Below are 25,133 nucleotides of genomic sequence, written 5' to 3'. Positions count from 1 at the left end.
CCAGCGCTAGCGGTAGGACACCGACAGGTTGGTGTACTCGACCCAGGCGCGCTGGAACTCCTGCGGGCTGAGCACCGTCTCCAGATGGGCCCCGACCGGCTGGAACAGCGCGGGATCCAGCAATGCCAGCGCCGTCGACTGGTCCCAGAACATGGTCCGCCCGCCGTAGCCGGACTGCTCCCACGTGTCGAGTGCCCACGTCGCCGAATCGTCGAGCAGGATCTGCCGGAGGTAGCCGGGCAGGCCCGTCGGCGCCAGCTGCCGCGCCATCGCCAGCGTGGGCCCGTAGACGCGGCCTTCGCAGCCGGGCTTGTTCGGGGTGGTGTCGCAGTCGGCGCGCGGCACGTCGACGAAGACGTGGTCCAGACCGGGTAGCTGCCGGTCGAAGACCTGTGCGCAGGAGTGGCGGTCGTAGACGCAGTTGAAGGATTCGCCCGCCTCGAGCTCCGCATCACCGGCCGGCGGCCGGCCCGTGATGACGACCCGCCCGATCTTGGACCGGATCGCCGGGCTGTAGCGGACGAACGACGAGAACGGGCCCAGGATCAGCACATCCACCTGTGCGCACCCGGCGACCGAATCGCTCACCCGTCGTACCTCGTCGTCGGGGGCGGCGGGCGGCAGGGCGACGGGCAGGGCGTTGTTCACGCGGCTCATCAGGGCCCGGTAGTCGAGGACGTAGTCGCCGAAGGTGGCGGCGATGTCCGCCTCGGGCCGCTCGGTGGCCGCGCCGACGATGACCGGGACATCGCGCTGGCCGGGGTGATCGATCAGGTGCTCGACCGCCGGGGCGCCCAGGGCGGGCACCGTGTATCCCTCGGTGGCGACGACGGCCGCGACGTGGCGGGCTCCGATCACGGTCGGGATCGTCATCATGTCGTCGATGTCGAAGTCGGTGTCGATCAGGACACAGCTGTCGACCGGGGGTTCGGGCCCGGGGGCGGGGGCTTGCGCGTCCGCGGGGACCGCGGCGAAGAACACTGCGGCCGAGAACACCGCGGCCGAGAACACCGCGGCCGAGAACACCGGGGCTGACAACACCGGGGCTGAAAACAGCGAGGCCGCCGTCGCGAACGCGACGGCGGCCAGGCGGGTCAACTGACCTACCGCTTGCCCGGGCGGCGGGCGCCCTTGGCGATGCCGAGGCCCTTCACCGGCGGCTCGTCGCCGACGATTCTCGCCTCGCCGTTACCGGAACCGTGTGACGCCGTGGTCTCCGGCTCCGAGTCGGCCGTCGGCGCGGCTGTGGACTCGTCGGCCGGGGATTCCTCGGCAGCAGACTCCCCAGGCTTCGGCTCGGGCTCTGCCTCGGGGGCCGAGCCGGTCGACGAGGCCTTCTTCGCGCCGGGTCGACGTGCACCCGGGGCGATCCCCAGGCCCTTGACCTCGGGTTCCGGCGTGGCGTCGAGCCCGCGGTCGGAGTCGGCGCTGTCGGGCGCTTCGGTGCCCGCCTCGACGTTGTCGGGGTCGACGTTCGGCGGCTGCACGACCGTCGGCTCGCCCTCGTTGGGCGAGACCTTGGCCGCCGGGGCCTTCTTCGCACCGGGCCGGCGCGCGCCTGACGCGATGCCGAGCCCCTTGACCTCGGGCTCCGGCTTGACCTCGGTCTGAGCTTCGGCCTGAGCTTCGGCAGGCTCCGCGGCAGCTGTCTCGGCCTTGGCCGGGGCGGCCTTCTTGGCGCCGGGTCGCTTGGCGCCCCCGGCGATACCGAGGCCCTTGACCTCGGGTTCCTTGGCCGGCGCTGCGGTCGTCTCTGCGGACGTCTCGGCCTTGGCGGGAGCGGCCTTCTTCGCGCCCGGTCGCTTGGCGCCGCCGGCGATGCCGAGCCCCTTGGCGGGGGCGGCGGCCGGAGCCTCGGCCTTGTCCTCCGGTGCCGCGGTCTTCTTGGCGCCGGGTCGCTTGGCGCCCCCGGCCATCCCGAGTCCGGTGACCGGCTTGGATTCGGCCGGAGCCGTGTCGGCCTTCGCCGACGGCTCGGGCGCCTCGTCGGATTCCGGCTCCGCTTTCGCCGGTGCCGCCGGAGCCTCGGCGGCGACCCGTGCCGCACGCTCCTCGGCTTCCTTGGCGGCCGTGCCCTTCTCGGGCAGCGTGACGCTGCCCTTGTCGAGCGATCCCAGCAGCAGCTGGGCCACGTCGAGCACCTCGGGCTTCTCGACGTCGCGGGTGGCCGCCACATCGTCGACGCCGTCGGTCATCATGACGCGGCAGAACGGGCAGCCGGTGGCGATCGCCGACGCGCCGGTGTCGACCGCTTCTTCGGAGCGTTCCACGTTGACGCGTTTGCCGATGTGCTCTTCCATCCACATGCGCGCACCGCCGGCGCCGCAGCACAGACCGCGGTCGGCGTGGCGCGGCATCTCGGTCAGCTTCGCGCCCGACGCGCCGATCAGCTCGCGCGGTGCCGAGTACTCCTTGTTGTGGCGGCCCAGGTAGCACGGGTCGTGGTAGGTGATGTCCATGCCGTTCTCGGAGGACTTCACCGGGATCAGCTTCTTGTCGCGGATCAGCCGGTTCAGCAGCTGGGTGTGGTGCAGCACCGTGTAGTTGCCGCCCAGCTGCGGATATTCGCGGCCGAGGGTGTTGAAGCAGTGCGGGCAGGTCACGACGACCTTGCGGTCGACACGCTCGACACCTTCGAACAGGTCGTTGAGCGTCTCGACGTTCTGGGCGGCGAGCTGCTGGAACAGGAACTCGTTGCCGGAGCGCCGCGCGGAGTCGCCGTTGCAGGTCTCGCCCTCGCCGAGCACCAGATACTTGACGCCCGCGGTGGCCAGCAGTTCGGCGACCGCCTTGGTGGTCTTCTTGGCGCGGTCTTCGAAGGCGCCGGCGCAGCCCACCCAGAACAGGTACTCGTAGCCCTCGAACGAGTCGACGTCCTTGCCGAAGACCGGCACGTCGAAGTCGACCTCGTCGATCCAGTTGGTGCGGTCCTTGGCGTTCTGGCCCCAGGGGTTGCCCTTGGTCTCCAGGTTCTTGAACAGCACGCCGAGTTCGCCCGGGAACTCGGATTCCATCATCACCTGGTAGCGGCGCATGTCGACGATGTGGTCGATGTGCTCGATGTCGACCGGGCACTGCTCGACGCAGGCGCCGCAGGTGGTGCAGGACCACAGCACGTCGGGGTCGATGACGCCCAGTTGTTCGGCGCTGCCGACCAGTGGCCGGGCGGCCTGCTCGGGTCCGGAACCCATCACCCGTTCGAATCCGGACTCGGGGACGTGGTGTTCCTCGTCGTGCTCGGTGCCGACCAACCCGCCCTGGGCCGACTCCAGTGCCTTGGCCAGTGTCTCTTCGTCAGGCTCAGGCTTCTCGCCGAGGAAGTACGGCGCCTTGGCGAACATGTGGTCGCGCAGGTTCATGATCACGAGCTTGGGCGACAGCGGCTTGCCGGTGTTCCACGCCGGGCACTGCGACTGGCAGCGTCCGCACTCGGTGCAGGTGGTGAAGTCGAGATAGCCCTTCCAGGTGAAGTCCTCGATCTTGCCGCGGCCCAGCACGGCGTCCTCGGCGGGATCCTCGAAGTCGACGATCTCGCCCTTGGACTCCACCGGCAGCAGCGGGCCCAGACCGTCGGGCATCCGCTTGAAGGTGACGTTGATCGGAGCCAGGCCGATGTGCAGGTGCTTGGAGTGCAGCACGATCAGCAGGAAGACCAGCATGATCGCGATGTGGGCGAGCAGCGCCAGCGTCTCGATCCACACGTTGGCCGTGTAGCCGAGCGGGCCCATGATCCAGCCCATGAACTGGGAGAAGAACGCGCCGTTGCCGTACGGCAGCGCGTCGGTGTTGACCGCAGCGCCGCGGACCAGCGCGTAGGTCCAGATGACGTTGAAGATCATGAACAGGATCAGCCACGCGCCGCCGGTGTGGGAACCGTAGAAGCGGGACTCGCGGCCCAGCTTCTTGGGCTCACGGGTGAGGCGGATGATCGCGAACGTGATGATGCCGAGCAGCACGGCCACGGCGAAGAAGTCCTGCAGGAAGCCCAGAGCGTCCCAGCGGCCGATGAGCGGGATGTGGAAGTCGTGGTCGAACAGCAGGCCGAACGCCTCGAGGTAGACCGACGCCAGGATGAAGAAGCCCCACATGGTGAAGAAGTGGGCGATACCGGGGATCGACCACTTCAGCAGCCGGGTTTGCCCGAAGACCTCTTCGAATTGCGTCGTGATCCGCTTGCGAAGGTCGTCCTTGCGGTTGTTGGACTCGCTCATCGGCTGACCTGACCGGATGAGTTTCGTCAGCCACAGCACTCGCTTGACCGCGAAAACGCCCACGATCGCGGTCATCAGGACCCCGACGACGATCCTGATCAGCATCTGCGTATCCACACGCGCCTCCGGTTTCGTGGTTACCCGTCGGTAACTTAGACAAAGTTACCGGTGAGTAACTTTAGCTCGGTGCCTGCTCATAGTTGCATCCTGGCGGGAAAGCCCGCTACGAAGGCTGACCTAACTAACCGGTTAGGTGGGATCCGAGCCGGCCGGCGCGGTGTCCAGCAGGGCGCGCAGCATCGACAGCATCTCCGACCGTGACTCCGCGCCGAGCCGCCGCCGGATGCGGGCGACGTGGTGCTCGACGGTCTTTGCCGAAATGAGCAGTTGGCTGCCGATATCCCGATAGGGGCGACCGAGAAGCAGTAGCTCGGCCACCTCGCGCTCGCGGTCGGACAGCGTGGGCGCGGCCGGCCGCACGACCTCGCCGCGGCGGGGACCGGCCGACGGGCGTTCCGACAGGGCGGACTCGTCGGCGGCGATGGTGTGTTTGAGGTCACGCGCCAGCTGCAGCATCGCCCCCGACACCCGGGCGTCGGGTGAGTGCAGCGCGGCCTGGCTGGCCAGCCGGGTCGCCTCCCACGTCAGCCCGAACTGGCAGAGGGTGCGGGCCGCGGCCGTGACGTCGTCGGTGTCCACGCGCTGGGCCAGCACCCGCAACCAGGTGCGACCGGCCGTGGCGAGGGCCCGTGCGTACGTGCTCCCGGCGGCGGCGGAGGTCAAGGCCTGGCCGTACGGGGCGACCGCTTCCGGGGTGTTGGCCAGGATCCCGGCGTGCACCCCGGCCCACTGCAGGGGCACCGACCACAGCGCGGGGTTCCCCAGTGATTCCAGGGCGGCGAACACCTCGCGTACGGGATGCTCGACACGGTCCTGGCGGCGCAACAGCACCGCAGCCACCCACAGTTCGCCGACCGGCAGTACCGAGAACACGTCGACCGAGCACTCGACGAGAACCTCCATCGCCGCGTGCCAGTGGGTGTGCAGCGCTCCGCTGTCTCCGGCACGGCGAGCGATCGCGGTGTTCAACGCGTGCGCCCACAGCGCGTCGCGTCGGGGCAACGGGCCGTCGGGGGCATTCAACACCGCACGGGCGTCGGTGCCGGCGGCGCGCAGTTGACCGTCCTGCATCCGCAACCACCCCTGCAGCAGCCGATGCCGGTGGCTGTAGGCGCGGCCGTGAGCGCTGCCGCTGAGCTCAGGGCCTGCCGGACCGTCCCCGTGCAGCGCGCGCGCCAGCACGCTGCGCGCCCGCACCGGATCCCCGCCGTGCAGCGCGGCCAGCGCGGCCACCGCTGCCGCACTGTCCACCCCGATCGGCACATCGACGCCCGCCGCGCGGCCCAGAACCGACACCACCTCGAGATACGGCCGGTCGACGGAGGCGAGAACGCCGTCACCGAGGCAGCGCGCCGCCCTGGACGCCGAGGTGGGCGGTCCCTGCGCGGGCCCGCCGAACGCCGACCGGGCCAGCTCCAGGTCGCCGACGGCGACGCCGGCCAGGACCCCGCTGACCGCGACGACCGGATCGGGCTGCGGGCCCAGCCAGCGGTACAGGTCGGCTGCCTGAGCCATGGCCCCGTCGTGAGCGGCCGCCGCGGCGGCGATCCGGACGGCGGCCACACGCTCGTCACGGTCCTCGGAGCCGACCATTTCCTCGGCCATTCGTCCGGCCGTCACGAGGTCACCCGAGATGGCCAGCGCGTCGGCCAAGTCGGCGCTGACGTGGGTGCCGCCCGCGGAGCGCGCGGCGCGCAACAGCCGCGCCGCCCGGGCCGGGGCGGTGTCGGGCCGACCGGCGAGGTCGGTCAGCGGGCGCGCGAGACGATCATCCTGCAATCCGTGCTCGGCCAGCTGGAGCGCCAGCTCGGCCGACAGTGACGCGGCGTCGAGTTGCGTTGTGAGAAGGGTGGTTTCGAGTTGACGGTGGCGCGCGGCGCCGACGGAGTGGGCCGCGCAGTGGTGGACGCGCTGCAGGAACGTGTCGGGGAGGGACGGTCCCAGCAGGCCGCTGGCCCGGGCCCGGTCCACCAACGCCACCGCGTCGGGCACCTCGATCCGCATCGCGGCAGCCAGGTCGGCCGCACCCAGCTCCCCGGACAGCGACAACACCACCACCGCGTCGAGGACGGCGTCGTCGCACCAGCGCAACCGCTCGGTCAGCGCCTGCTCCGCGCGCCGGGCCAGAGCGACCGGGTCGGTGCCGGGTTCGCTCAGTGCCGCGGTGATCAGCAGCGGCAGGCCGCCGGTCACCGTCGTCAGGGCCCGGATCAGCTCCGGCGACGGCTCGGTCGCGAGGATGGTGGCGGCGGCGTCGGCGATGTCCGCTGCGGTCAGCGCGGACAGCGCCAGCACCGGGCGCTCGCGCTGCACGGCGATGACCAGCGCGCGCAGCGCCGGGCGGTGCGTGAGCGGCTCAGCGGCCACCACCACGGTGCAGGTGCGGTCGAGGACCAGTTCGGTCAGCTGGTGCAGCGCGTCGTCGTCGAGCAGGTGCGCGTCGTCGATGACGACCGCCTGGCCAGGTTCCTCGCCCGGGCGCGGCAGACGCGGTGTGACCGCGACGCCGCCGGCGGCCAGCGCCACGCGCACGGCGGCCAGCGTCGAGGACTTCCCCGTGCCGATGCCGCCGGTCACGGCCATCACCGCCGGCTCGGTGGGCGCGGCGGCCAGACTCGCGACCGCGGCCCGCGCGGCCGGGGGAACCCTCACGGTGACAGTGGCGGCGCAGCCAGCGGGGTGGTGACATCCCCTCCGGCGTCCGGGGTGACCGGATCGGGTTCGGGTTCGGGCTCGGGTTCCGGGGGCGGCGCCGTCGTGGTGGGGGGCGGTGCCGTCGTGGTGGGCCGCGTGGTGGTGGGCCGGGTCGTGGTGGTCCGGGTGGTCGTGGTGGTCGGCTGCGTCGTGGTCGTCGTCGGTTGCGTGGTCGTCGTGGTGGTCGTCTCGGTGGTCGCGCTGGTGGTCGACGTCGTCTCCGAGGCCGGGCTGGTCGTGGTGGTCGTCGGCGGCGGCGGGGTGAACACCGACGTCGTCGGCAGCCCGTCCGAGCCGGTGACCGTCACCGTGACCGGGGGCGGGGGTGCCACCGGTTCCCCGTTCTCCCCGGTGGTGGGGGTGTCGGAGGAGGGGCCGGTGTCCCCGTCGGTCGAGGCGAGGGTGACGGCCAACCCGCCGGCCGCCACCAGTGCCGCCGCCGCGGCCACGCCGAACAGCACCGGTGGGCGTTTGTACCAGGGCAGCGGCGCCGGGTCGGCGTAGTCGGCGTCCGGTTCGGCGTCGAACGCCATCGCCGGGCGCGCCTCGGTGCCCTCGAAGGTGTAGTCGTCGCCCACGTAGGGGACAGGCTCCTGGCCGCTGGCGTCGTCCTGCGACCACGCCAACGCGCGGAATGTGGCCGACGGCGCGCCGTCGGCGGCGGATTCGGTGGCTGCGGCCCCTGCCGTGCCGGCCGCCCATGCCGCCGGTGCGATGCCGGTGGGGCTGTCGGCTGCCCCGGACATGGTCGTGGCATCGGAGGTCAGCCCCCGCTCGGCGACCAGGGCGGCGCCGGCGGCGACACTCGTCTGCGGCGCCGGGGTGGTGATGACCGGCACCCGCAGCCGCTCCGAGAGACGCTGGGTGATCAGCGGAATCTGCGCACCGCCACCCACGGTCGCCACCGCTGCCAGCGAGGCGGCGCTCAACCCCACCCGCTGCAGGCTGTCCTCGAGCACCAGCAGTGCCCCCGACAGGGGCTGGTCGACGAGGTTCTCCAGCTCGGCCCGGGTGATCCGCACGTCGGCCGGCAAGCCGGGCACCTGCGTGCTGACACTCGTCGACGTCTCGGTGGACAGGCGTTCCTTGGCCAGCCGGCACTCGGCCCGCAGACGGGCCAGCGAGCCGACCGCCGCGGTACCGGCCGGGTCGGCGGCGTCGGTGGCCGAGGCCGCGATGACATGGTTGAGCAGCAACGCGTCCACACCGTCACCGGAGAACTCGGCGAACCGCGCCGTCTCACCCAGCGGGGCGAATCCGGCGCCGGCATCGGCCAGGCTGATCGACGTACCGGTACCGCCGAAATCCAGCAGCGCCACCACGCCGGTGGTCGGCAACCCGGGCGCGGCCTGCAGCGCGGTCAGTGCGGCGGCCGAGTCGGGAACGAGGGCGGCGGGCACCCCGCCCGGAGCCAGGGCGGGCACGGCGCGCAGCGCCCCCCGTAACGCGCCGACCGCCGCGGGACCCCAGTAGGACGGCACCGCGATCGCGACGGGGGATCCGCCACCGGCCGCCCGCGCCATCGCGTCGAGAGCTTCGGCCAGCACCCGTTCGGCCTGGTGGGCCGAGCCGTCCGCGGCCACCAGCGGGATGGGGTCGCCCACCCGTTCGACGAAGCCGGTGAGCACCAGGCTGTCCGGTTGCGGCACGTCGAGGTTCGGGTTCTCGCCGGGAACCCCGACCTCGGCGGGCCGGTCGGGATAGACGGTGAGCACGGAGCGCCGGATCACGGTCGATCGACCGGCGGCGGTGGCCACCAGATTGGTCGTCCCCACGGACAACCCGAGTGAGTCACCCACTCGCACCTCCCTGCTCTGTTCGACACACCTTAGCCGCCCGAGCCGTCATTTCCGGGCAAGCCCCTAGTGGCCCCGAGTCCCTAATCGAAAGCCCCTAACCGGACCCTCGACAGGGATGGGTGCCAGCACCGATCTCCGCATCGGGAATCGTCATTACGATCGGGTCCGGCGGGGTCTGAGCCCGCCGTGAGCTGCGAGCGAAGGTAGGACGTGTCATGGCGAACCCGCTGCTGGAGTTCGTGCTGTCCCTGGTGCGTGACCCCGACGCGGCGGCCCGCTACGCCGCCGACCCCGAGCGGGCCATCGCCGACGCCCACCTGGCCGACGTCACCAGGGTCGACGTCAACAGTCTCATCCCGGTGGTGTCCGAGTCGATGTCGGCCGGGGCGATGGATGACAACGTGTGGACCAGCGGGCAGGCCGTGTCGGCGTTCGACGCCTTCGGCGATGAACTGCCCGCGCAGGTCACCGGTGATGACCTCGTCGCGGCGGGCCGAGAGGTCATCGACGCCTCCGATGTCCCCGACACCTGGGGTGTCTCTTCAGTCATCTCCGACCTGTCCGCCCCGGACCCCGGGGTCCCCGACCGCCTCGGTGCATTCGACGACGTTCTGGACGCCCCCGACGGGATGCCGGCGGTGGACGACGCCGTCGTCGGCGGGGAGTGGTTCGACGACGGGCTGGACGCGGTATCGCCACCGCTCGACGGGCACGGTGGCCCCGATGGCTCAGGTGATCCCGGTGGCCTCGAGGACCTCGAGGACCTGCCGCACCAGGCCGGCGGTTTCGACGCCTTCGGGCAGTGACGGTGCGCGCCGGCCTGCCCCGGTCCACCCCCTAATCCCCTAATAGGGTCTCCCCCTGGACCCCTGACATTGATCCCCCAAGAAGGGGTGGTCGCCCCGTTTTCGGGGCCTCCTCCGAGCCATAGCGTGGTTCTTGCCTCGCCGGACACGGCGACCGAACACCCCCAGTGAGAGGACCCCGACATGAACGCCTTGATCGAGTTCATCATCAACCTGTTCCGCAGCCCGGCCTCGGCCGCCGAGTTCGTCGCCGATCCCGAGGAGGCGATGCGCACCGCGGGGCTGCCCCCGGTCAACCCGGCCCAGCTGCAGGCGATCGCGGCGACCGCGGCTCCCGCCGGCGCCGTGCTGGGCGGCGGCGACCCGATCGTCGGACTGCAGCGCGCCGTCGCCGACCATCACAACATCGCCTCCCCGTTCTCGCCCCAGACCACCTGGGCCCCGCAGACCCAGAGTGAGTTCGCCAGCCGCAACGACACCGAGTTCGCCAGCCGCAACGACACCGACTTGGCCAGCAACAACGACACGTCGCTGCTGAGCCCGGAGCAGTCCTCCGGCGCCAACTCCCAGCAGGGCGGGCTGAATCTGGGCTTCGGCGACATCACGTTCGGCGACAAGACCTCCAACACCGCCACCGACGGCGCCGTGATCGCCGATGGTGACATCTCCGGCCCGGTGGCCACCGGTGACGACGCCGTCGCGACCGGCGGCGACAACTCCGGCGACATCCTGACCGGCGACCGCTCCGTGCAGGGCGACGGAAACAGCGCCAACTCCGGTGACGTGCTCGCCGGCAGCGGGTCCAACGTGGTGATCGGTGAGGACAACGACGTCGAGGACAACGGCAACACCACCAGCGGCGGCGGCGACATCGTCACAGACAACGAGGGCCCGGTGATCGGTGAGGTCGACTCCGGTGACGACTCGGCGGTGGTGATCGACGACGGAGACGTCGCGACCGACACCACGACCGTGGTGGACGGGGACGTCCTGACCGGCGGCGATGCGTTCGACATGTCGGACAACTCCGGTCAGGACAACTCGGACAACCGGGACTACTCCGATGACGACCTGACGTCGATCGACACCGACATCAGCAACGACATCATCACCGACATCGACAACGACATGAGTCTGCTCTGATCGCACGGACCATCACCGAGGCGGTGTGGCGGGATCGAGAAGGTCCCGCCACACCGCCGCGATATGGTCCTGGTTCGCTAGGAGTGCCATGAGTCAGCCGAACCACCAGCCCGAGCACCGCACCGCGACCGGCGGGCGCCGCGACGTGAAGGTCATCGTCGAGTTGATCGAGCACACCGCTTCGATCGCCGGCACCTACGAGCGCGGTGACCTCGTCGACCGGATGACCCGCGCCAAGGCCCGCATCACCGATCCGCAGATCCGGGTGGTCATCGCCGGGCAGCTCAAGCAGGGCAAGAGCCAGCTGCTCAACTCGCTGCTCAACGTTCCCGTCGCCCGCGTCGCCGACGACGAGTCCACGGTGCTGCCGACCGTGGTGACCCACGCCGAGGAGCCCTCGGCCCGCATCGTCGTCGAACGTCCCGGTGCTGAGGCCCCCGAGCTCATCGACATCCCGACCGCCGACGTGCGGACCGACCTGCGCTTCCATCCGCTGGCCCGCGGACGACGGGTGATCCGCGCCGAGGTCAGCGCGCCCAGCCCGCTGCTCAAGGGTGGACTGGCGTTCGTCGACACCCCCGGGGTGGGAGGCCACGGTCAACCCCATCTGTCCGCCACGCTGGGCCTGCTGCCCGACGCGGACGCGGTGCTGATGGTCAGCGACACCAGCCAGGAGTTCACCGAACCCGAGATGACGTTCCTGCGCCAGGCGGTGCAGATCTGCCCGGTCGCCCGGATCGTGGCGACCAAGACGGATCTGTACCCGTACTGGCGTGACGTCGTCGCCGCCGACGAGCGGCACCTGCAACGCGCCGGGGTGGCGGTGCCGGTCATCCCGGTGTCCTCGGTGCTGCGCAGCTACGCGATCAAGACCAACGACAAGGAACTCAACACCGAGTCCAACTTCCCGGCGCTGGTGAACTTCCTGTCCGAGCAGGTGGCCTCCCGCGAGAACGACCGCATCCGCGCTCAGGTTCTGGCCGAGATCCGTTCGGCGGCAGAGCATCTGCGTCTCGCGGTGGGCGCCGAGCTGGAAGCGCTCGACGACCCCGCGGCGCGAGAGGCGCTGCGCGCCGACCTGGAACGCCGAAAAGCCGAAGCGCAGGACGCCCTGGCGCAGACGGCGCTGTGGCAACAGATCCTCAACGACGGGATCGCCGACCTCACCGCCGACATCGAACACGACCTGCGTGGCCGCTTCCGTGCCATCACCCAGCACACCGAGAAGGTGATCGATTCCTGTGATCCGACGCGGGTGTGGGCCGAGATCGGCGCCGAACTCGAAGACGCCGTCGCCACCGCGGTCGGGGACAACTTCGTGTGGGCCTTCCAGCGGGCCGAGGTGCTCGCCGAAGAGGTGGCCCAGACCTTCGTCGGCGCCGGGGTGGACTCCGTCGATGTGCCCGCCATCAGCGCCCGGATCATGGGCACGGGGTTCGGGGAGATCAAGGCGCCCCAGAAGCTGGAGGCCAAGCCGGTCGGCAGAGGCCGCAAGGCGACCATCGGACTGCAGGGATCCTACGGCGGTGTGCTGATGTTCGGCATGATGACCTCACTGGCCGGGTTGGGCATGTTCAATCCGATCTCGCTGGGCGCGGGAGCCCTGATGGGCCGCGCGGCCTACCGGGAGAACATGGAGAACCGCATGGTGCGGGTGCGCAGCGAGGCCAAACTGAACAGCCGCCGGTTCGTCGACGACGTCGCGTTCGTGGTGGCCAAGGAGTCCCGTGACCGGCTCAAGGAGATCCAGCGGCAGCTGCGCGATCATTACCGCGACATCGCCAACCAGGCCACCCGCTCCCTCAACGAATCGCTGCAGGCGACCATTGCCGCTGCCAAAGTCGAAGAGAACGAACGGAACTCGCGTATCAAGGAGCTGCAACGCCAATTGAGCATCCTGAGCCAGGTGCTCGACCACTGCGCCGAGCTCACGACCGGGCGATGAGCGCGGGCGATCAGGTCCGGGCGATCCTGGCCGGGGTCGTGCGGGCCTACCAGGCCGACCCCGCCTACCGGCAGCGTGCCGACGTGCACAACGAACTGGACCGCATCGGTCGGCGGCTGAACCAACCGATTCGCATCGCACTGGCCGGAACGCTGAAGGCCGGGAAATCCACCCTGGTCAATGCGCTGGTGGGGGAGGACATCGCGCCCACGGACGCGACAGAGGCCACCCGCATCGTCACGTGGTTCCGGTACGGGCCCACCCCGCGGGTCACCGCGAACGAACGCGGCGGCAGGCGGCGCAACGTCCCCATCGTGCGCGAGGGTGGCCTGACCTTCGATCTCGCCGATCTCGACGCGGCCGAGGTGGTCGATCTCGATGTCGAGTGGCCGGCCGGCGCGCTGGTCGACGCCACCATCATCGACACCCCGGGCACCTCCTCGTTGTCTCCCGATGTCTCCGAGCGCTCGCTGCGGCTGCTGGTTCCCGACGACGGCGTGCCCCGCGTCGACGCCGTGGTGTTCCTGCTGCGCACCCTCAACGCCGCCGACATCGCCCTGCTCAAACAGATCGGCATGCTGGTCGGCGGCGCGACCGGCGCACTCGGCGTCATCGGGGTGGCCTCGCGCGCCGACGAGATCGGGGCCGGGCGCATCGACGCGATGCTGTCCGCCGACGAGGTCGCCACACGGTTCACCACCGAGATGGACAAGACCGGCATCTGCCAGGCGGTGGTGCCGGTGTCCGGGCTGCTCGCGCTCACCGCGCGCACGCTGCGCCACGACGAGTTCGCCGCGCTGCGCAAACTGGCCGACGTCGACCCCGCCGAGCTGGCCAAGGCGATGCTGTCGGCCGACCGATTCGTCCGCGACGACAGCTCGCTTCCGCTGGACGCGGCGACGCGCCGCGCGTTGCTCGACCGGTTCGGGATGTTCGGCATCCGGATCTCGGTGGTTGTGCTGCAGGCCGGGGTCACCGACTCGGTGGCGCTGGCCGACGAACTCCTCGAACGCAGCGGTCTGGTGGCGCTGCGGGAGGTCATCGACCAGCAGTTCGCCCAACGGTCGGACGCTTTGAAGGCGCACACCGCACTGCTGTCCCTGCGCCGGATGGTGACCGCGAATCCGCTGTCGGCCTCGGCGCAGATCGTCGCCGACATCGACCCGTTGCTGGCCGACACCCACGCGTTCGAGGAACTGCGACTGTTGAGTCAACTGCGTTCCCGGGCAACCACATTGACCGACGACGAGATGGTCTCGCTGCGGCGGATCATCGGCGGCGCGGGTACCGATGCGGCCAGCAGACTGGGGCTCGGGCCGGGATCGGCCGACGACGGCCCCCGGGCGGCCTTCGCCGCGACGCAGCGGTGGCGCAGACGCGCCGATCATCCCCTCAACGACCCGTTCACCACCCGGGCGTGCCGGGCCGCGGTGCGCAGCGCGGAAGCGCTCGTCGCGCTGTACTCGTCGCGCCGCTGACTCAGGGGGCCGGGGGCGTCTCCGTCACCGTCTCGGTCTGGGTCTCGGTCTGCGTGACGGTGCTGGTGCTCGTGCTGACGCTGGGGCTGGTGGTCGTCGTTGTGGTCGTGGTCGTGGTGGTCGTCGGCGCAGTGGTGGTCGTCGAGGTAGTTCCAGCGGGCCCGGTCGGCTCGGTGGTGGAGGGTGTCACCGTCTCGGTCACGGTCTGCGGCGGCACCACCGCCGGAGCAGAGGTCGAGGTGAGCGGCGTCAACGGCGTGGTGGTGGTGTCGGTGCCCGGGCCGGAGTCGCCGGTGATCAGGCGCGCCAAACCGTAGACGATCAGCGCGATCAGTACTGCCCCCAGCGCGCCGAACGCCACGAGGGCGACGGGTTTGCGGAACCACGGCACCTCGCCCGACTCCGCCGGTCCCGGCTGGCCGTACCCGCTGTAGCCGCCGGTGTTGAGGCGGGTCGGGTCGTCGTCGGAGTAGTAGTTCTGATCGTCGTCGGATCCGTAGCGCGCCACGAAACCCGATAGTAGGCGCTGCGGCTAGGGATTTTCGGCGGGTTCCTCGCTGGGCGTGGTCCTGCGCGTCAGCCTGGGCCGCTCCCGCGTCGTCGGACCCACATCGGTTTCGCGGGTGCGCGGCGGGCGGGTGGTGATCGTCGACGGACCGGACTCGGTGGTCGTCGGCGTCGTCTCCTCGGGGTTGATGTCGGTGGTCACCGGAGGGCTCGTAGTGGTGATCGTCCCGGTCGTCGCGGGCGACCCGGAGTTCGGCGTGCTGCTGTCGGTGACCGAATACGTGGGTTCGACGAAGTCGATCGGCGCCGGCTCGGGTTCGTTGGCCTGCCCGGTCACGTAGCTGATCGCGCCGATCAGCAACGCGAGCAGAGCCAGCGCCGCGGCGCTGACCCCCAGCAGCGTCGACGGGCGGTTGTGCCACGCCGGCTGCGGCGCATCGTCACGGTCGGGGCCGGTCACGGGCACCGATAGTAACCGCGCACGCGTACGGAGTGCTGGGTCAGCGAAGCTGCGGGACGACCGTCTCGGCGATGAACTCGATGTGCTCGAGGTCCGACATGTCGAGAACCTGCAGATAGACGCGCTGCACACCGCCCTGCAGGAAGGGGCCGAGCTTGTCGACGATCTCGTCGGGGGTGCCGACGGCGGGGGAGTTGGAGCGCAGTTCGTCGACCTCGCGCCCGATGGCGGCGGCGCGTCGAGCGATCTCGGCGTCATCGCGCCCGGCGCACAGCACGAACGCCGCCGAGTAGGTCAGCGAATCCTTGGCGCGGCCGGCCTCCTCGACCGCAGCCGCCACCCGGGCGTACTGCTGGATCAGGCCGTCCAACGGTGCGAACGGGATGTTGAACTCGGTGGCGAACCGCGCGGTCAGCGCCGGAGTGCGCTTGGCGCCCATGCCACCCAGGATGATGGGCGGGTGCGGTGTCTGAGCCGGCTTGGGCAGCCCGGGTGACTCGGCCACGCTGTAGTGGGTGCCGGAATAGTCGAACGTCTCCCCGGACGGGGTCCCCCACAGTCCGGTGATGATCTCCAGCTGCTCGGTGAGCCGGTCGAACCGCTCGCCCAGCGGTGGGAACGGGATGGCGTAGGCGCGATGCTCGGCCTCGAACCAGCCCGCACCGAGTCCGAATTCCACTCGCCCGCCGCTCATCTCGTCGACCTGGGCCACCGAGATCGCCAGCGGGCCGGGATGGCGGAACGTGGCCGAGGTGACCATCGTGCCCAGCCTGATGGTGGTGGTCTCCCGGGCGAGACCGGCCAGGGTGACCCAGGAGTCGGTCGGCCCGGGGAGACCGTCACCGCTCATCGCGAGGTAGTGGTCGGACCGGAAGAACGCCGAATACCCCGCACTTTCGGCAGTGCGGGCGACGGCGAGCTGATCGGCGTAGCCGGCGCCCTGCTGGGGTTCGACGAAGACACGGAAATCGACGGGGCTCACGGTTGTCCAGCCTAGAGGCCCGCGCGGGACTTCTTCACCGCGGCGACCGCGTCGGCAGGCCCGTCGAACTCGACCCGCGCCTCGTCCCGTCCGGCGGCGAACATCAGCAACTCGCCGGCATCACCGGTGACCTTGACCTGAGTCCCGCTGCCCAGCGTGGCCAAGGTGTCGCCGTCCGGCGTGGCCAGGACCACCGTCGCCGGTGCCTTCCGCAGCGTCATGCGTGCCATCATCTGAACGGGCCGGCGCAGCGCCGACGCCGTCGGCTCGTCGAGCGGGCGGGGCTCCCACCCCGGACGGGCCCGCCGGACGTCCTCGTGGTGGATGAACATCTCGGCGACGTTGGCGATCGGGTCCAGCAGCTTGAACGGCGAATACAGCGGCGGGCCGGACGCGACCTGACCGACCAGTTCGTCCCAGTCGGTCGAGGACGCCACGTTCTTCTGCACCCGTTCGGTGTAATCGGCGAACGCCGGGATCAGGATGCCGGGCGCGGCGTCGAGCCGCCGTTCCCGCACCACCAGGTGTGCGGCCAGATCCCGGGCGTCCCACCCGTCACACAGGGTGGGAGCGTCGGGGGCCTGTTCCCTGAGTGTCGCCACCAGGGCCGCCCGCTCGCGCTGTGCAATCGTCATGGGAGTCCTACTTTCCCTCGTGCGGTCATGCGAAACACGTCAACCGAGCGCGCGGTCCAGGTTGATCGCTGCGCTGATCAACGACAGGTGTGTGAAGGCCTGCGGAAAATTGCCGACCTGGTCACCGGTGGCACTGACCTGCTCAGCGTAGAGGCCCACGTGATTGGCGTAGGTGAACATCTTCTCCAGCGCCAGTTGAGCGTCGGCCAGGCGGCCGCACCGGGTCAGCGCCTCGACGTACCAGAACGTGCACAACGAGAACGTGCCTTCGTCGCCGTCGAGACCGTCGGTTTCCGGCTGATAGCGAAAAACCAGGCTGTCGGTGACCAGCTCGCGCTCGATGGCCGCCAGGGTCGACAGGAAGCGCGGATCAGCCGGCGAGATGAACTTGACCATCGGCATCAGCAGGACGCCCGCGTCGAGCCGGTCACCGCCTTCCACCTGCGTGAAGGCCTCCAGGTCGGTGTTCCATGACTCCGTCATGATCCGGTGGTACATCGCGTCGCGCGCCGAGGACCACGTCACCAGATCGGCGGGCAGACCACGGTGGCGGGCGATGCGGATGGCGCGCTCCACCGCGACCCAGCACATCAACCGTGACGTGGTGTGCGCCTTCTCCGCATCGCGGATCTCCCACATCCCGGCATCGGCGCGTTCCCAGTTGTCGATCAGCCAGTCGATGACGAAGACGACATCGGACCAGGCGTCGTAGCTGATGCCGGGACCGTACTTGTTGAACAGGTACACCGAGTCGATCAGGTCACCGTAGATGTCGAGCTGCAGCTGGCCGACCGCCGCGTTGCCGACCCGCACCGGCCGCGAGTCCAGATGGCCGCGCAGGTGGTCGAGTTCGGCCTCAGGCGGTGGTTCGTTGCCGTCGATGTCGTAGAGCACCCGCAGCGGGCCGAGACCGTCTGCTTCCCGGTCGCCACAGCCCAGCCGCCGCGACAGCCAGGCGATGAACGAGTGTGCTTCGTCGTGGAAGCCCAGCGCCAGTAGCGCGTAGAGGCTGAAGCCGGCGTCGCGCATCCACACGTAGCGGTAGTCCCAGTTGCGTTCCCCGCCGATGTCCTCGGGCAGGCTGGTGGTCGGTGCCGCGATGATGGCCCCGCTCGGCTCATGGGTGAGCAGCTTGAGCGTGATCGCCGAGCGCTCCACCATCTCCCGCCAACGGCCCTGGTATCGCGAGTTCTTCAGCCAGGACCGCCAGAAGTGGATCGTCCCGTCGAAGAGCTCGTCGACGCTCGGGCCGTGCTCGGGGGCATCGCGGTCGCTGGTCTCACCCAGCTCGAGGACGAACTCGGCGGTCTGACCGGGCTTCAACTCGAATTCGGCGGCCACCACGGTGTCGTCGACGGTGAGGTCCACCGACGAACGCAACTGCATCGCCAACCCGTCGAGGCGGAAGCGCGCAGTCCCGTGAGATGACTGCACGTCGAAACGGCGGCGGCCGTAGTCGGGGCGGGCGTCGAACACCATGCTGACGGTGGTCGTGCCGCGAACCGCGACGACGCGACGCACCAGCCGCTGGACGTGGGCCTCGTCTTTGGGCTGCAGCACCGGCATGAAGTCGTGGACCTCGATCACACCGTCCGCGGTCAGGAAGCGGGTGATCAACGCCGCGGACTGCGGAAAGTAGAACTGGTGGGTGCGACTGTCCTTGCGCGCGGTGGATATCGTCCAGCTGCCGCCGCGTTCCGGGTCCAGGATTGCGCCGAACACGCTGGGGGAGTCGAACCGCGGGGCACAGAACCAGTTGATGCTGCCGTCGCTTCCGACCAGCGCGCAGGTGCGCAGGTCACCGATCAGGCCGTGCTCGGCGACCGAGGGGAAGTCAGTCATCGGCAAGCCGCCAGCCCGCCGGCCCGGGCAGCGCCAGCGCGGGTTCGGGACCCCATGAACAGCGCTCGTAGCTCAGCGCGGGCGGGGGGTTGTCCAGCACCGGTGCGCAGATCTGCCAGAGTCTGTCGACCTCGTCGGCGCGGGCGAACAAGGTCTGGTCCCCGCGCATCGCGTCGAGCAGCAGCCGCTCGTAGGCGTCCATGGCGTCGGACTCGAGGTTCGGATCGGCCAATCCGGTTGTCACCGTGAGGTGTTGCGGCGTGAGGCCCGGACCGGGCCGCATGCCGGTCAGGTCGAAGGCGGCGTTCGGGGAGTCGGTCAGGTCGAGCACCAGCCGGTTGGGCCGCGGATCGGGGAACGTCGCCGGTGCGGGGTCGCGGAACGTCAGCGTCACGGCCCGGCGGTCGGCCGGCATGGCCTTGCCGGTGCGCAGATAGAACGGCACCCCCTGCCAGCGGGGCGTGTCCACGAACGCTTCGAGTGCGACATACGTTTCGACGCCGGAGTCGTCGGCGACATCGTCCTCGTCGCGGTATCCGTCGTACTGGCCGAAGACCACCCGTGCGGGATCCAGCGGACGCATCGCCTCGAACACCGCCGACTTGGCGTCGCGCAGCGAGCGGGCATCCATACCGGACGGCGGCTCCATCGCCACAACACCGAGCACCTGACACAGATGGGTGCTCACCATGTCGCGAAAGCATCCGGTCTTCTCGTAGAAGCTGCCCCGGCCCTCCATGCCCAGCTGCTCGGGCACATCGATCTGCACGGACGCGACATGCTCGCGGTTCCAGAGGGATTCGATGAGGCCGTTGGCGAACCGTAGCGCCATCAGGGTGCGCACCGCCTCTTTGCCGAGGAAGTGGTCGATCCGGTAGACGTGATCCTCGTCGGTGACCGCCTTGAGGGCCTGATCGAGCTCGCGCGACGACTCCAGGTCGGTGCCGAACGGCTTCTCGACGATGAACCGCGCCTCCTCGGCCAGGCCTTGCCGGCCGAGCATGCCGATCAGCGGTTGCATGGCCACCGGCGGCACCGACAGATAGATCAGTGTGCGCGCACCGTCACCGAGCTGTGCCGCCTTGGCGCGGACAGCCTCGGCCAGGTCGGAACCGTCGTCGTCGCTGGCGGCCTGAAAGCTCAACCGCGACATCAGGTCATCGAGGATCTCGTGGTCCGGCTCCTCGATGTCCTCGGCGATGGCATCGCTGATGTCGTCGCGGAATTCATCGTCGCTGTCGGGCGTGGTGCGCCCGGATCCGATGACGGCGAACTCGTCGGGCAGCCGGCCCGCCGCGGCGAGACGGTAGAGGCTGGGGAACAGCATCCGCCGTGCCAGATCGCCACGGGCCCCGAACAGGACGAGCACCAGCGGTTCAGCGCGGTCGGATTCGGTCATGTGCTGGGTCTCCTCACATTGAGCAGTGCGTTCTCCACGACCTCGCTGAGCGCGGGGTGGATCCAGTACGGGCGCCGCGCCAGGTCACCGGCGGGGATACCGAAGTTCATGGCCACCACGAAGATCTGGATCAACGAGGCGGCCTGGCTGCCGATCACATGCGCGCCCAGGATGCGGCCGGACTCGGCCTCGGTGAGGACCTTGCACAGCCCGGTGTGGTCCTGCATCGCCCAGCCGTAGGCGACGTCCTCGTACCGTGCCACCCCCACCCGGTAGTCGCGGCCGTCGTCACGACAACTCTGTTCGGTGGCTCCCACGGAGGCCATCTGCGGGTTGGTGAAGACCGCCGACGGCACCAGGCTGTGGTCGACCTGGTGCAGGTCATCGGGGTTGAGCAGGTTGTGCTGGACCACCGCGGCTTCCCGGTTGGCGACGTGTTTGAGGGGGATCGCGGTGCAGATGTCGCCGAGCGCGAACACGCCCGGCGCGGTGGTGCGGCAGTACTCGTCGACGACGACGCGGCCGTCGTCGTGGGTGTCGATGCCGCCGCACTGCACGTCGAGGTGGTCACTGTTGGGAGTTCGTCCGATCGCCACCAGCAGCGTGTCGGCCTGCACGTCGGTTCCGTCGTCCAGGTGGAGGACCAGATCTCCTGGCGTGCCGGACATCTTGGTCAGCTCGGTACCGCAGCGCAGATCGTAGCGGGCACGCATCATCTCGGTGTAGGTGTCGCGCAGCGCCTCGTCCTGCGGACCGCCGAGAAGCCGGCCCGCCTTCTCGATGATCGTGATCTCGCTGCCGGCGCTGGAGAACACGTGGGCGAGTTCGGCGGCGATGTACCCGCCGCCGAGCACGGCGAGGTGCCGCGGCGCGGTGTCCATCCGCATCACGGTGTCGGAGGTCTCGTAGGGCAGACCCGACTCGGCGACCTGCGGCGGCACCGCAGGGCGGCTACCGGCTGCGACGACGATCCGGTCGGCGCTGAGATACTCCATGCCCTCGGCCGTGGTGACCGCGAGTTCCCGGTCGCCGGTGAAGCGGGCATGTCCGGAGTGCACGTCGACGAAGTCGGCGGCGCGGCGGCCGCGCTCGCCCTCGGCGGACACCGCGTCGGTGCGACCGAAGACACGGTCGCGTACCTGTGGCCAGCGCAGTTCGTGCAGCTCAGCGTCGATGCCGAAGGTGTTCGCCCTGGCGATGCTGTCGGTCAGCTCGGCGGTGTAGGACAGCATCTTCGACGGGATGCAGCCGTAGTTCACGCACGTCCCACCGAATTTGCGGTCCTCGACGATCGCCACGCGCAGGTCTTCGAACCGGTCGTCGACGACCATGTTGCCCGAGCCCGCGCCGATGACGATGAGATCGTGGGTGCGCACGCCTGTGCTGTTCCCGGGCCGGGGTTGCGGTCAAACCCGGCTGCGATGACCGAACGGTGACCTCGGACTCACTGGGTGTTCAGAAGCCTTCGACGCCCTCGACACTGATGACCATGCCGTGGCCGGTGCTGTCGTTGGTGAACCGGGTGCCGTTGACATCGGCATCGATGGTCCAGCCCACCGCCGAGTAGGTGCGGTAGTCCAGGGTGACCGCCGGAATGGCGCCGAGATTGCCCAGCACCCAACTGATGTCGCCGTCGGCGCTGAGACGGACGCCGTTGGCGGGCATGCCGTCGATCTCGGGTGCGTTGACGAACGAGGACTCGCAGCCGACTTCGCGAGTGTCGAGCTGGCAGCGGGTCTTGCCCGACTTGGTCTCGATGAAGACGTAGCCGTTCTGCGGACTCAGCACCTCCCCACCCGGTGCCGGGGTCGCGGAAGGCGCCGGTCTCGGATTCGCGGTGGTCGGGGGAGGAGAGGGATCAGGTCGGGTCGGACGCGGTGTCGGGAACTCCGGCTCGGCGAAGGAGTCGGGGCTGCGGGTCGCGGTGCCCTCGATGTTCGACGAGCACCCCGCGAGCGTCACGCCCACGCCGAGTGCGACGGCGACGACCGACCGAGCCTGCATCACCCCAGCGTACGCACATTGGTGCCTGCGGGACGGAAGTGACTCGCGGGCCGCTCCGGCTCCAGACCAACTACGTCTTCTGCGCGACTGATGTCCATCAGTTGCACGGCAGTTTTCGCTCTGCGTCCCGCCGCCGGTCCGAGCCGTTTACTGTTCGGGCCCGACCTAGAGCGTGTTGCGGCGTTTCGGTCCGCTGGTCGCCCGGTAGTTGAGGCTTCGTGTCGCTTCCCAGAACGAACGAGGCGACGGCGCGCCCCTGATTTTGTCGATTGTGGTCGCCGGAGACTGTGCGGTACGGGCTGCGGGCGCCCGTTTTTGTCGGACCCTGCTGCTTTGATGGGGTCATGTCCTCTGCTGCAGCGTCTTTGGTTGACGATGAGGTGTCGCCGAAGGAGCGGTTGGCGGAGTTGTTCGAGCAGATCGCGGAGTTGACCGGTCAGCGCAACGCCATCGATGCGCAGATCGTGGACATTGTCGCCGAGATCGATCATGGCGGGTTGGCGGGGATGACCGGGGCGCGGTCGATGTCGGCGCTGGTGGCCTGGAAGACCGGGGTGTCACCGCGTAACGCGAAGACGATCGCGGCGGTCGCGGCGCGTGGTGAGCAGTTTCCGCGGTGTGTGGCCGGGTTGCGGGAGGGCCGGTTGTCGTTGGATCAGGTCGGGGTGCTCGCTGAGCGCGCCGCCGAGGGTTCTGATGATCATTACGTGGAGTTGGCGTCGGTGGCGACGGTGACCCAGTTGCGCAAGGCGGTCAGCCTGGAACCGCGCCCCGATACAGCCCCGAAACCGCAGCCAGAACGCGCCCTCTCGCGCACCGATCATGGTGAGTTGGTGACGTATCGGATCACGGTGTCCAAGCTCGAGGCCGCCAAGGTCGACGCTGCCCTGGCCGGCAAGCGCGACGGGTTGATCGCGGACTGGAAACGCGACCACGACCAGCAGCCCGATGCCGCCACCGGCACCAGCGCCACCCCCTGCGCCGAGGATTTCGATGCCGTCGCCGACGCCACCACCGACGCCGACGCCGACGCCGACGCCGACGCCACAGCCGACCCCGCCGATGGCGTCGGTGGGGAGTACGACGACGACTTCGACGACCTCGCCGACATTGCGGGTGAAGGCCCTCAGCGTGCGCCGATGCCGACCACCGTGGATGCATTCATGGAGCTGATCGAGACCGGCTGGGACGCCGAGGTGGCCCGGCGCCCGCACGCTCAGCACACCACCGTGGTCGTGCACGTCGACGCCGACAAGCAGGTGGGGGCGCTGCATCTGGGTCCGCTGCTCACCGACGCCGAACGCCAGTACCTTTCCTGTGATGCGACCTGTGAGGTGTGGTTCGAACGCGCCGGACGCCCGATCGGCGCCGGCCGCTCGACCCGCACCGTCAACCGGCGGCTGCGCCGCGCGCTGGAACATCGGGATCGCTGCTGTGTGGTACCCGGCTGCGGCGCGACCCGCGGCCTGCACGCTCACCACCTACGGCATTGGGAGAACGGTGGGCTCACCGAGTTGGAGAATCTGGTGCTCGTCTGTCCGTACCATCACCGGCTGCACCACGCCGGGGGGATCACCCTGGCCGGCCCCGCCCACCAGCTCGTGGTCACCGACGCCGACGGCCAGGTCCTGATCAACGCCTCGCTGGCCCGCCCACCCACACAGCCGCCACCGGCCGTCGCCCCCTGCACGGGGCCGACCGGCGAACGCGCCGACTGGTGGTGGTACGAACCCTTCCAACCCCAACCACCACCGAGAAACTAGTTCGCTGATCGCGATGAGTTCGTCGGTGGGACCGGGTCGGTATGTCATGCATCAGCCCACCTTCACCACCGTCCACTGCAGCATCTCTCTCGATGGCTTCATCGCCGGGCCGAACCAGAGCTACGACGCTCCAGGCGGGATCGGCGGATTCGACCTTCATCGCTGGCACTCCGACCGCGAACAGGGCGGCCGGGTGGTCGACAAGGCCTGGGCGGACTCGTTGCTCCGTCCGCGGGGCGCATACCTGATGGGACGCAACATGTTTTCGCCGGTGCGCGGGGCCTGGTCATCCTGGGAGGACGTGCACGGCGAGTGGCGCGGTTGGTGGGGCGACGAGCCCCCGTACCACGCCCCGGTCGTCGTACTGACACATCACGACCATCCGCCCGTCACGATGAACGGCGGCACCACCTTTCACTTCGTCACAACCGGTTTCGATGCCGGGTTGGCGCGGGCGCGAGAGCTCGGCGACGGCGACGTGCACGTCGCGGGCGGCGCCGCCACGATCCGGCAGGCACTGGCCGCCGGCGTCGTCGACTCGCTCGCCCTCGACATCGCACCAGTTCTGTTGGGCACCGGCGAGAGGATCTTCGACGGCACGGCCCAGCCCCGGCTGAGCATTGTCGAGGTCGCGCACTCGCCGTACGCGACACACGTGCGATACGACATCGGCTGAGGACGACAGACAAGCCGTGTCTGTCGTCGCCCCGCCGGACTGCCGTCAGAGTGACGGTGCACATGTGTCGGACTGCACGCCGTAGCTGTCGACTTCGCGCACCGGTTGGCCTTCCGGTTCCGGCCCCCATCGTGAATGATGGAAAGATGCGGGGCCCGAGGCAGATGTCGACTGGATGCAGTTGCGTGGCCTTCGCGGTGGTGTTGACGCTCTCCGGTTGTAGCGCAAACGATTCCCGTACGATCCCGGCGGCGACGTCCTCTCCGTCCGCAACTGATCTGGGTGCTCCAGCGGGAATGCGATCGGTGGGGCCGCCGGAGTTCGAGCGCGCCATCGCCGGTGGCGAACGCGTCATGATCAACGTCCATGTGCCCTACGAGGGTGAGATCGCCGGAACGGACCTGTCGATCCCGTTCGACCGGATCGAGGCGGAGAGCGGGCGTTTACCCTCCGACCGTTCGGTCCCTCTGGCGATCTATTGCCGCAGCGACCGAATGAGCGCCGTTGCCGCCCAGTCGCTCTCCCGTCTGGGATACGACGACATCGTTGAACTCGACGGCGGCATGCAAGCCTGGGAGCAGAGCGGGCGAGCGCTGATCTGGCGCTGACCGCCGGTCGTCGACGAGGAGCAGGTGACGAAGCCATCTCGTTCCGGTGGAGATGTGGTGT

The 25,133-nt window shown here is 69.6% G+C and carries 19 protein-coding genes; 7 read left to right on the top strand and 12 right to left on the bottom strand.

Annotated elements, in window-relative coordinates:
• Nucleotides 1-6: 6 nt before the first annotated feature.
• From ACEWX3_RS26235 to ACEWX3_RS26220, 4 genes are all read right to left on the bottom strand, one after another.
• Nucleotides 7-1,098, bottom strand: a complete 1,092-nt coding sequence (locus tag ACEWX3_RS26235) for a nucleoside hydrolase (RefSeq protein WP_374158132.1) — start codon at nucleotides 1,096-1,098, stop codon at nucleotides 7-9.
• A 5-nt stretch (nucleotides 1,099-1,103) separates the two neighbouring features.
• The gene (locus ACEWX3_RS26230) at nucleotides 1,104-4,328 is read right to left on the bottom strand and encodes a heterodisulfide reductase-related iron-sulfur binding cluster (protein WP_374158131.1); all 3,225 of its coding nucleotides are present in this window, start codon (nucleotides 4,326-4,328) and stop codon (nucleotides 1,104-1,106) included.
• A 132-nt stretch (nucleotides 4,329-4,460) separates the two neighbouring features.
• The gene (gene iniR / locus ACEWX3_RS26225) at nucleotides 4,461-6,983 is read right to left on the bottom strand and encodes an isoniazid response ATPase/transcriptional regulator IniR (protein ID WP_374158130.1); all 2,523 of its coding nucleotides are present in this window, start codon (nucleotides 6,981-6,983) and stop codon (nucleotides 4,461-4,463) included.
• Nucleotides 6,980-8,824: an Hsp70 family protein gene (locus ACEWX3_RS26220; protein WP_374158129.1), complete on the bottom strand. Its 1,845-nt coding sequence runs from the start codon at nucleotides 8,822-8,824 to the stop codon at nucleotides 6,980-6,982. Before ACEWX3_RS26220 ends, iniR begins: the two co-directional genes overlap by 4 nt.
• Nucleotides 8,825-9,039: 215 nt before the next feature.
• Here ACEWX3_RS26220 and ACEWX3_RS26215 point away from each other — a divergent pair, with 215 nt between their 5' ends.
• From ACEWX3_RS26215 to ACEWX3_RS26200, 4 genes are all read left to right on the top strand, one after another.
• The gene (locus tag ACEWX3_RS26215) at nucleotides 9,040-9,630 is read left to right on the top strand and encodes an Rv0340 family IniB-related protein (protein WP_374158128.1); all 591 of its coding nucleotides are present in this window, start codon (nucleotides 9,040-9,042) and stop codon (nucleotides 9,628-9,630) included.
• A gap of 183 nt (nucleotides 9,631-9,813) precedes the next feature.
• Nucleotides 9,814-10,773: an IniB N-terminal domain-containing protein gene (locus ACEWX3_RS26210; protein ID WP_221350269.1), complete on the top strand. Its 960-nt coding sequence runs from the start codon at nucleotides 9,814-9,816 to the stop codon at nucleotides 10,771-10,773.
• An 88-nt stretch (nucleotides 10,774-10,861) separates the two neighbouring features.
• Nucleotides 10,862-12,718, top strand: coding sequence for a dynamin family protein (locus tag ACEWX3_RS26205; protein ID WP_374158127.1), 1,857 nt, complete (start codon nucleotides 10,862-10,864; stop codon nucleotides 12,716-12,718).
• Nucleotides 12,715-14,196: a dynamin family protein gene (locus tag ACEWX3_RS26200; RefSeq protein WP_374158126.1), complete on the top strand. Its 1,482-nt coding sequence runs from the start codon at nucleotides 12,715-12,717 to the stop codon at nucleotides 14,194-14,196. Before ACEWX3_RS26205 ends, ACEWX3_RS26200 begins: the two co-directional genes overlap by 4 nt.
• A 1-nt stretch (nucleotide 14,197) precedes the next feature.
• Here the strand turns inward: ACEWX3_RS26200 and ACEWX3_RS26195 are convergent, their stop codons facing one another.
• From ACEWX3_RS26195 to ACEWX3_RS26160, 8 genes are all read right to left on the bottom strand, one after another.
• Entirely contained in the window at nucleotides 14,198-14,704 is a 507-nt protein-coding gene (locus ACEWX3_RS26195; protein WP_374158125.1) for a hypothetical protein, read from the bottom strand.
• 24 nt (nucleotides 14,705-14,728) lie between these two features.
• On the bottom strand, nucleotides 14,729-15,163 hold the full coding sequence (locus ACEWX3_RS26190) for a hypothetical protein (protein ID WP_374158124.1): 435 nt from the start codon (nucleotides 15,161-15,163) through the stop codon (nucleotides 14,729-14,731).
• A gap of 40 nt (nucleotides 15,164-15,203) precedes the next feature.
• The gene (locus ACEWX3_RS26185) at nucleotides 15,204-16,145 is read right to left on the bottom strand and encodes an LLM class F420-dependent oxidoreductase (protein ID WP_221350261.1); all 942 of its coding nucleotides are present in this window, start codon (nucleotides 16,143-16,145) and stop codon (nucleotides 15,204-15,206) included.
• Nucleotides 16,146-16,156: 11 nt separating this feature from the next.
• Complete coding sequence (locus tag ACEWX3_RS26180) at nucleotides 16,157-16,780, bottom strand: TIGR03085 family metal-binding protein (RefSeq protein ID WP_221350259.1); 624 nt, start codon at nucleotides 16,778-16,780, stop codon at nucleotides 16,157-16,159.
• A 39-nt stretch (nucleotides 16,781-16,819) separates the two neighbouring features.
• Nucleotides 16,820-18,622, bottom strand: a complete 1,803-nt coding sequence (locus ACEWX3_RS26175; protein WP_221350257.1) for a glycoside hydrolase family 15 protein — start codon at nucleotides 18,620-18,622, stop codon at nucleotides 16,820-16,822.
• Nucleotides 18,615-20,021, bottom strand: coding sequence for a glucose-6-phosphate dehydrogenase (zwf, locus tag ACEWX3_RS26170; protein WP_374158123.1), 1,407 nt, complete (start codon nucleotides 20,019-20,021; stop codon nucleotides 18,615-18,617). Before zwf ends, ACEWX3_RS26175 begins: the two co-directional genes overlap by 8 nt.
• Nucleotides 20,018-21,397, bottom strand: a complete 1,380-nt coding sequence (locus ACEWX3_RS26165; protein WP_374158122.1) for a mycothione reductase — start codon at nucleotides 21,395-21,397, stop codon at nucleotides 20,018-20,020. Before ACEWX3_RS26165 ends, zwf begins: the two co-directional genes overlap by 4 nt.
• Before the next feature lie 79 nt (nucleotides 21,398-21,476).
• A complete protein-coding gene (locus tag ACEWX3_RS26160; RefSeq protein WP_207068901.1) occupies nucleotides 21,477-22,025 on the bottom strand; it encodes a hypothetical protein in 549 nt (182 codons plus the stop codon).
• A 344-nt stretch (nucleotides 22,026-22,369) separates the two neighbouring features.
• Between ACEWX3_RS26160 and ACEWX3_RS26155 the strand changes: the two genes are divergently transcribed.
• From ACEWX3_RS26155 to ACEWX3_RS26145, 3 genes are all read left to right on the top strand, one after another.
• On the top strand, nucleotides 22,370-23,788 hold the full coding sequence (locus ACEWX3_RS26155; protein WP_374158121.1) for a DUF222 domain-containing protein: 1,419 nt from the start codon (nucleotides 22,370-22,372) through the stop codon (nucleotides 23,786-23,788).
• 13 nt (nucleotides 23,789-23,801) lie between these two features.
• On the top strand, nucleotides 23,802-24,464 hold the full coding sequence (locus tag ACEWX3_RS26150; protein WP_374158120.1) for a dihydrofolate reductase family protein: 663 nt from the start codon (nucleotides 23,802-23,804) through the stop codon (nucleotides 24,462-24,464).
• Nucleotides 24,465-24,649: 185 nt separating this feature from the next.
• Nucleotides 24,650-25,072 carry a rhodanese-like domain-containing protein gene (locus tag ACEWX3_RS26145; protein WP_286183394.1) on the top strand — a complete coding sequence of 141 codons (423 nt, stop codon included), beginning with the start codon at nucleotides 24,650-24,652 and terminating at the stop codon, nucleotides 25,070-25,072.
• Nucleotides 25,073-25,133: the final 61 nt, after the last annotated feature.

It is taken from the genome of Mycobacterium sp. G7A2, assembly GCF_041902445.1.
In the GTDB taxonomy this organism is placed as follows: Bacteria; Actinomycetota; Actinomycetes; order Mycobacteriales; family Mycobacteriaceae; genus Mycobacterium.
Note: the sequence above shows the minus strand (reverse complement) of the source record. Positions and strands in the feature narration are given on the sequence as shown.

Excerpts from the sequence above, each read along its gene's own strand:
- ACEWX3_RS26180 (WP_221350259.1), bottom strand. The coding sequence starts at position 16,780 with ATGACGATTGCACAGCGCGAGCGGGCGGCCCTGGTGGCGACACTCAGG.
- ACEWX3_RS26210 (WP_221350269.1), top strand. The coding sequence starts at position 9,814 with ATGAACGCCTTGATCGAGTTCATCATCAACCTGTTCCGCAGCCCGGCC.
- ACEWX3_RS26155 (WP_374158121.1), top strand. The coding sequence starts at position 22,370 with ATGTCCTCTGCTGCAGCGTCTTTGGTTGACGATGAGGTGTCGCCGAAG.
- ACEWX3_RS26160 (WP_207068901.1), bottom strand. The coding sequence starts at position 22,025 with ATGCAGGCTCGGTCGGTCGTCGCCGTCGCACTCGGCGTGGGCGTGACG.
- ACEWX3_RS26175 (WP_221350257.1), bottom strand. The coding sequence starts at position 18,622 with ATGACTGACTTCCCCTCGGTCGCCGAGCACGGCCTGATCGGTGACCTG.
- ACEWX3_RS26205 (WP_374158127.1), top strand. The coding sequence starts at position 10,862 with ATGAGTCAGCCGAACCACCAGCCCGAGCACCGCACCGCGACCGGCGGG.
- ACEWX3_RS26150 (WP_374158120.1), top strand. The coding sequence starts at position 23,802 with ATGAGTTCGTCGGTGGGACCGGGTCGGTATGTCATGCATCAGCCCACC.
- ACEWX3_RS26215 (WP_374158128.1), top strand. The coding sequence starts at position 9,040 with ATGGCGAACCCGCTGCTGGAGTTCGTGCTGTCCCTGGTGCGTGACCCC.
- ACEWX3_RS26200 (WP_374158126.1), top strand. The coding sequence starts at position 12,715 with ATGAGCGCGGGCGATCAGGTCCGGGCGATCCTGGCCGGGGTCGTGCGG.
- zwf (WP_374158123.1), bottom strand. The coding sequence starts at position 20,021 with ATGACCGAATCCGACCGCGCTGAACCGCTGGTGCTCGTCCTGTTCGGG.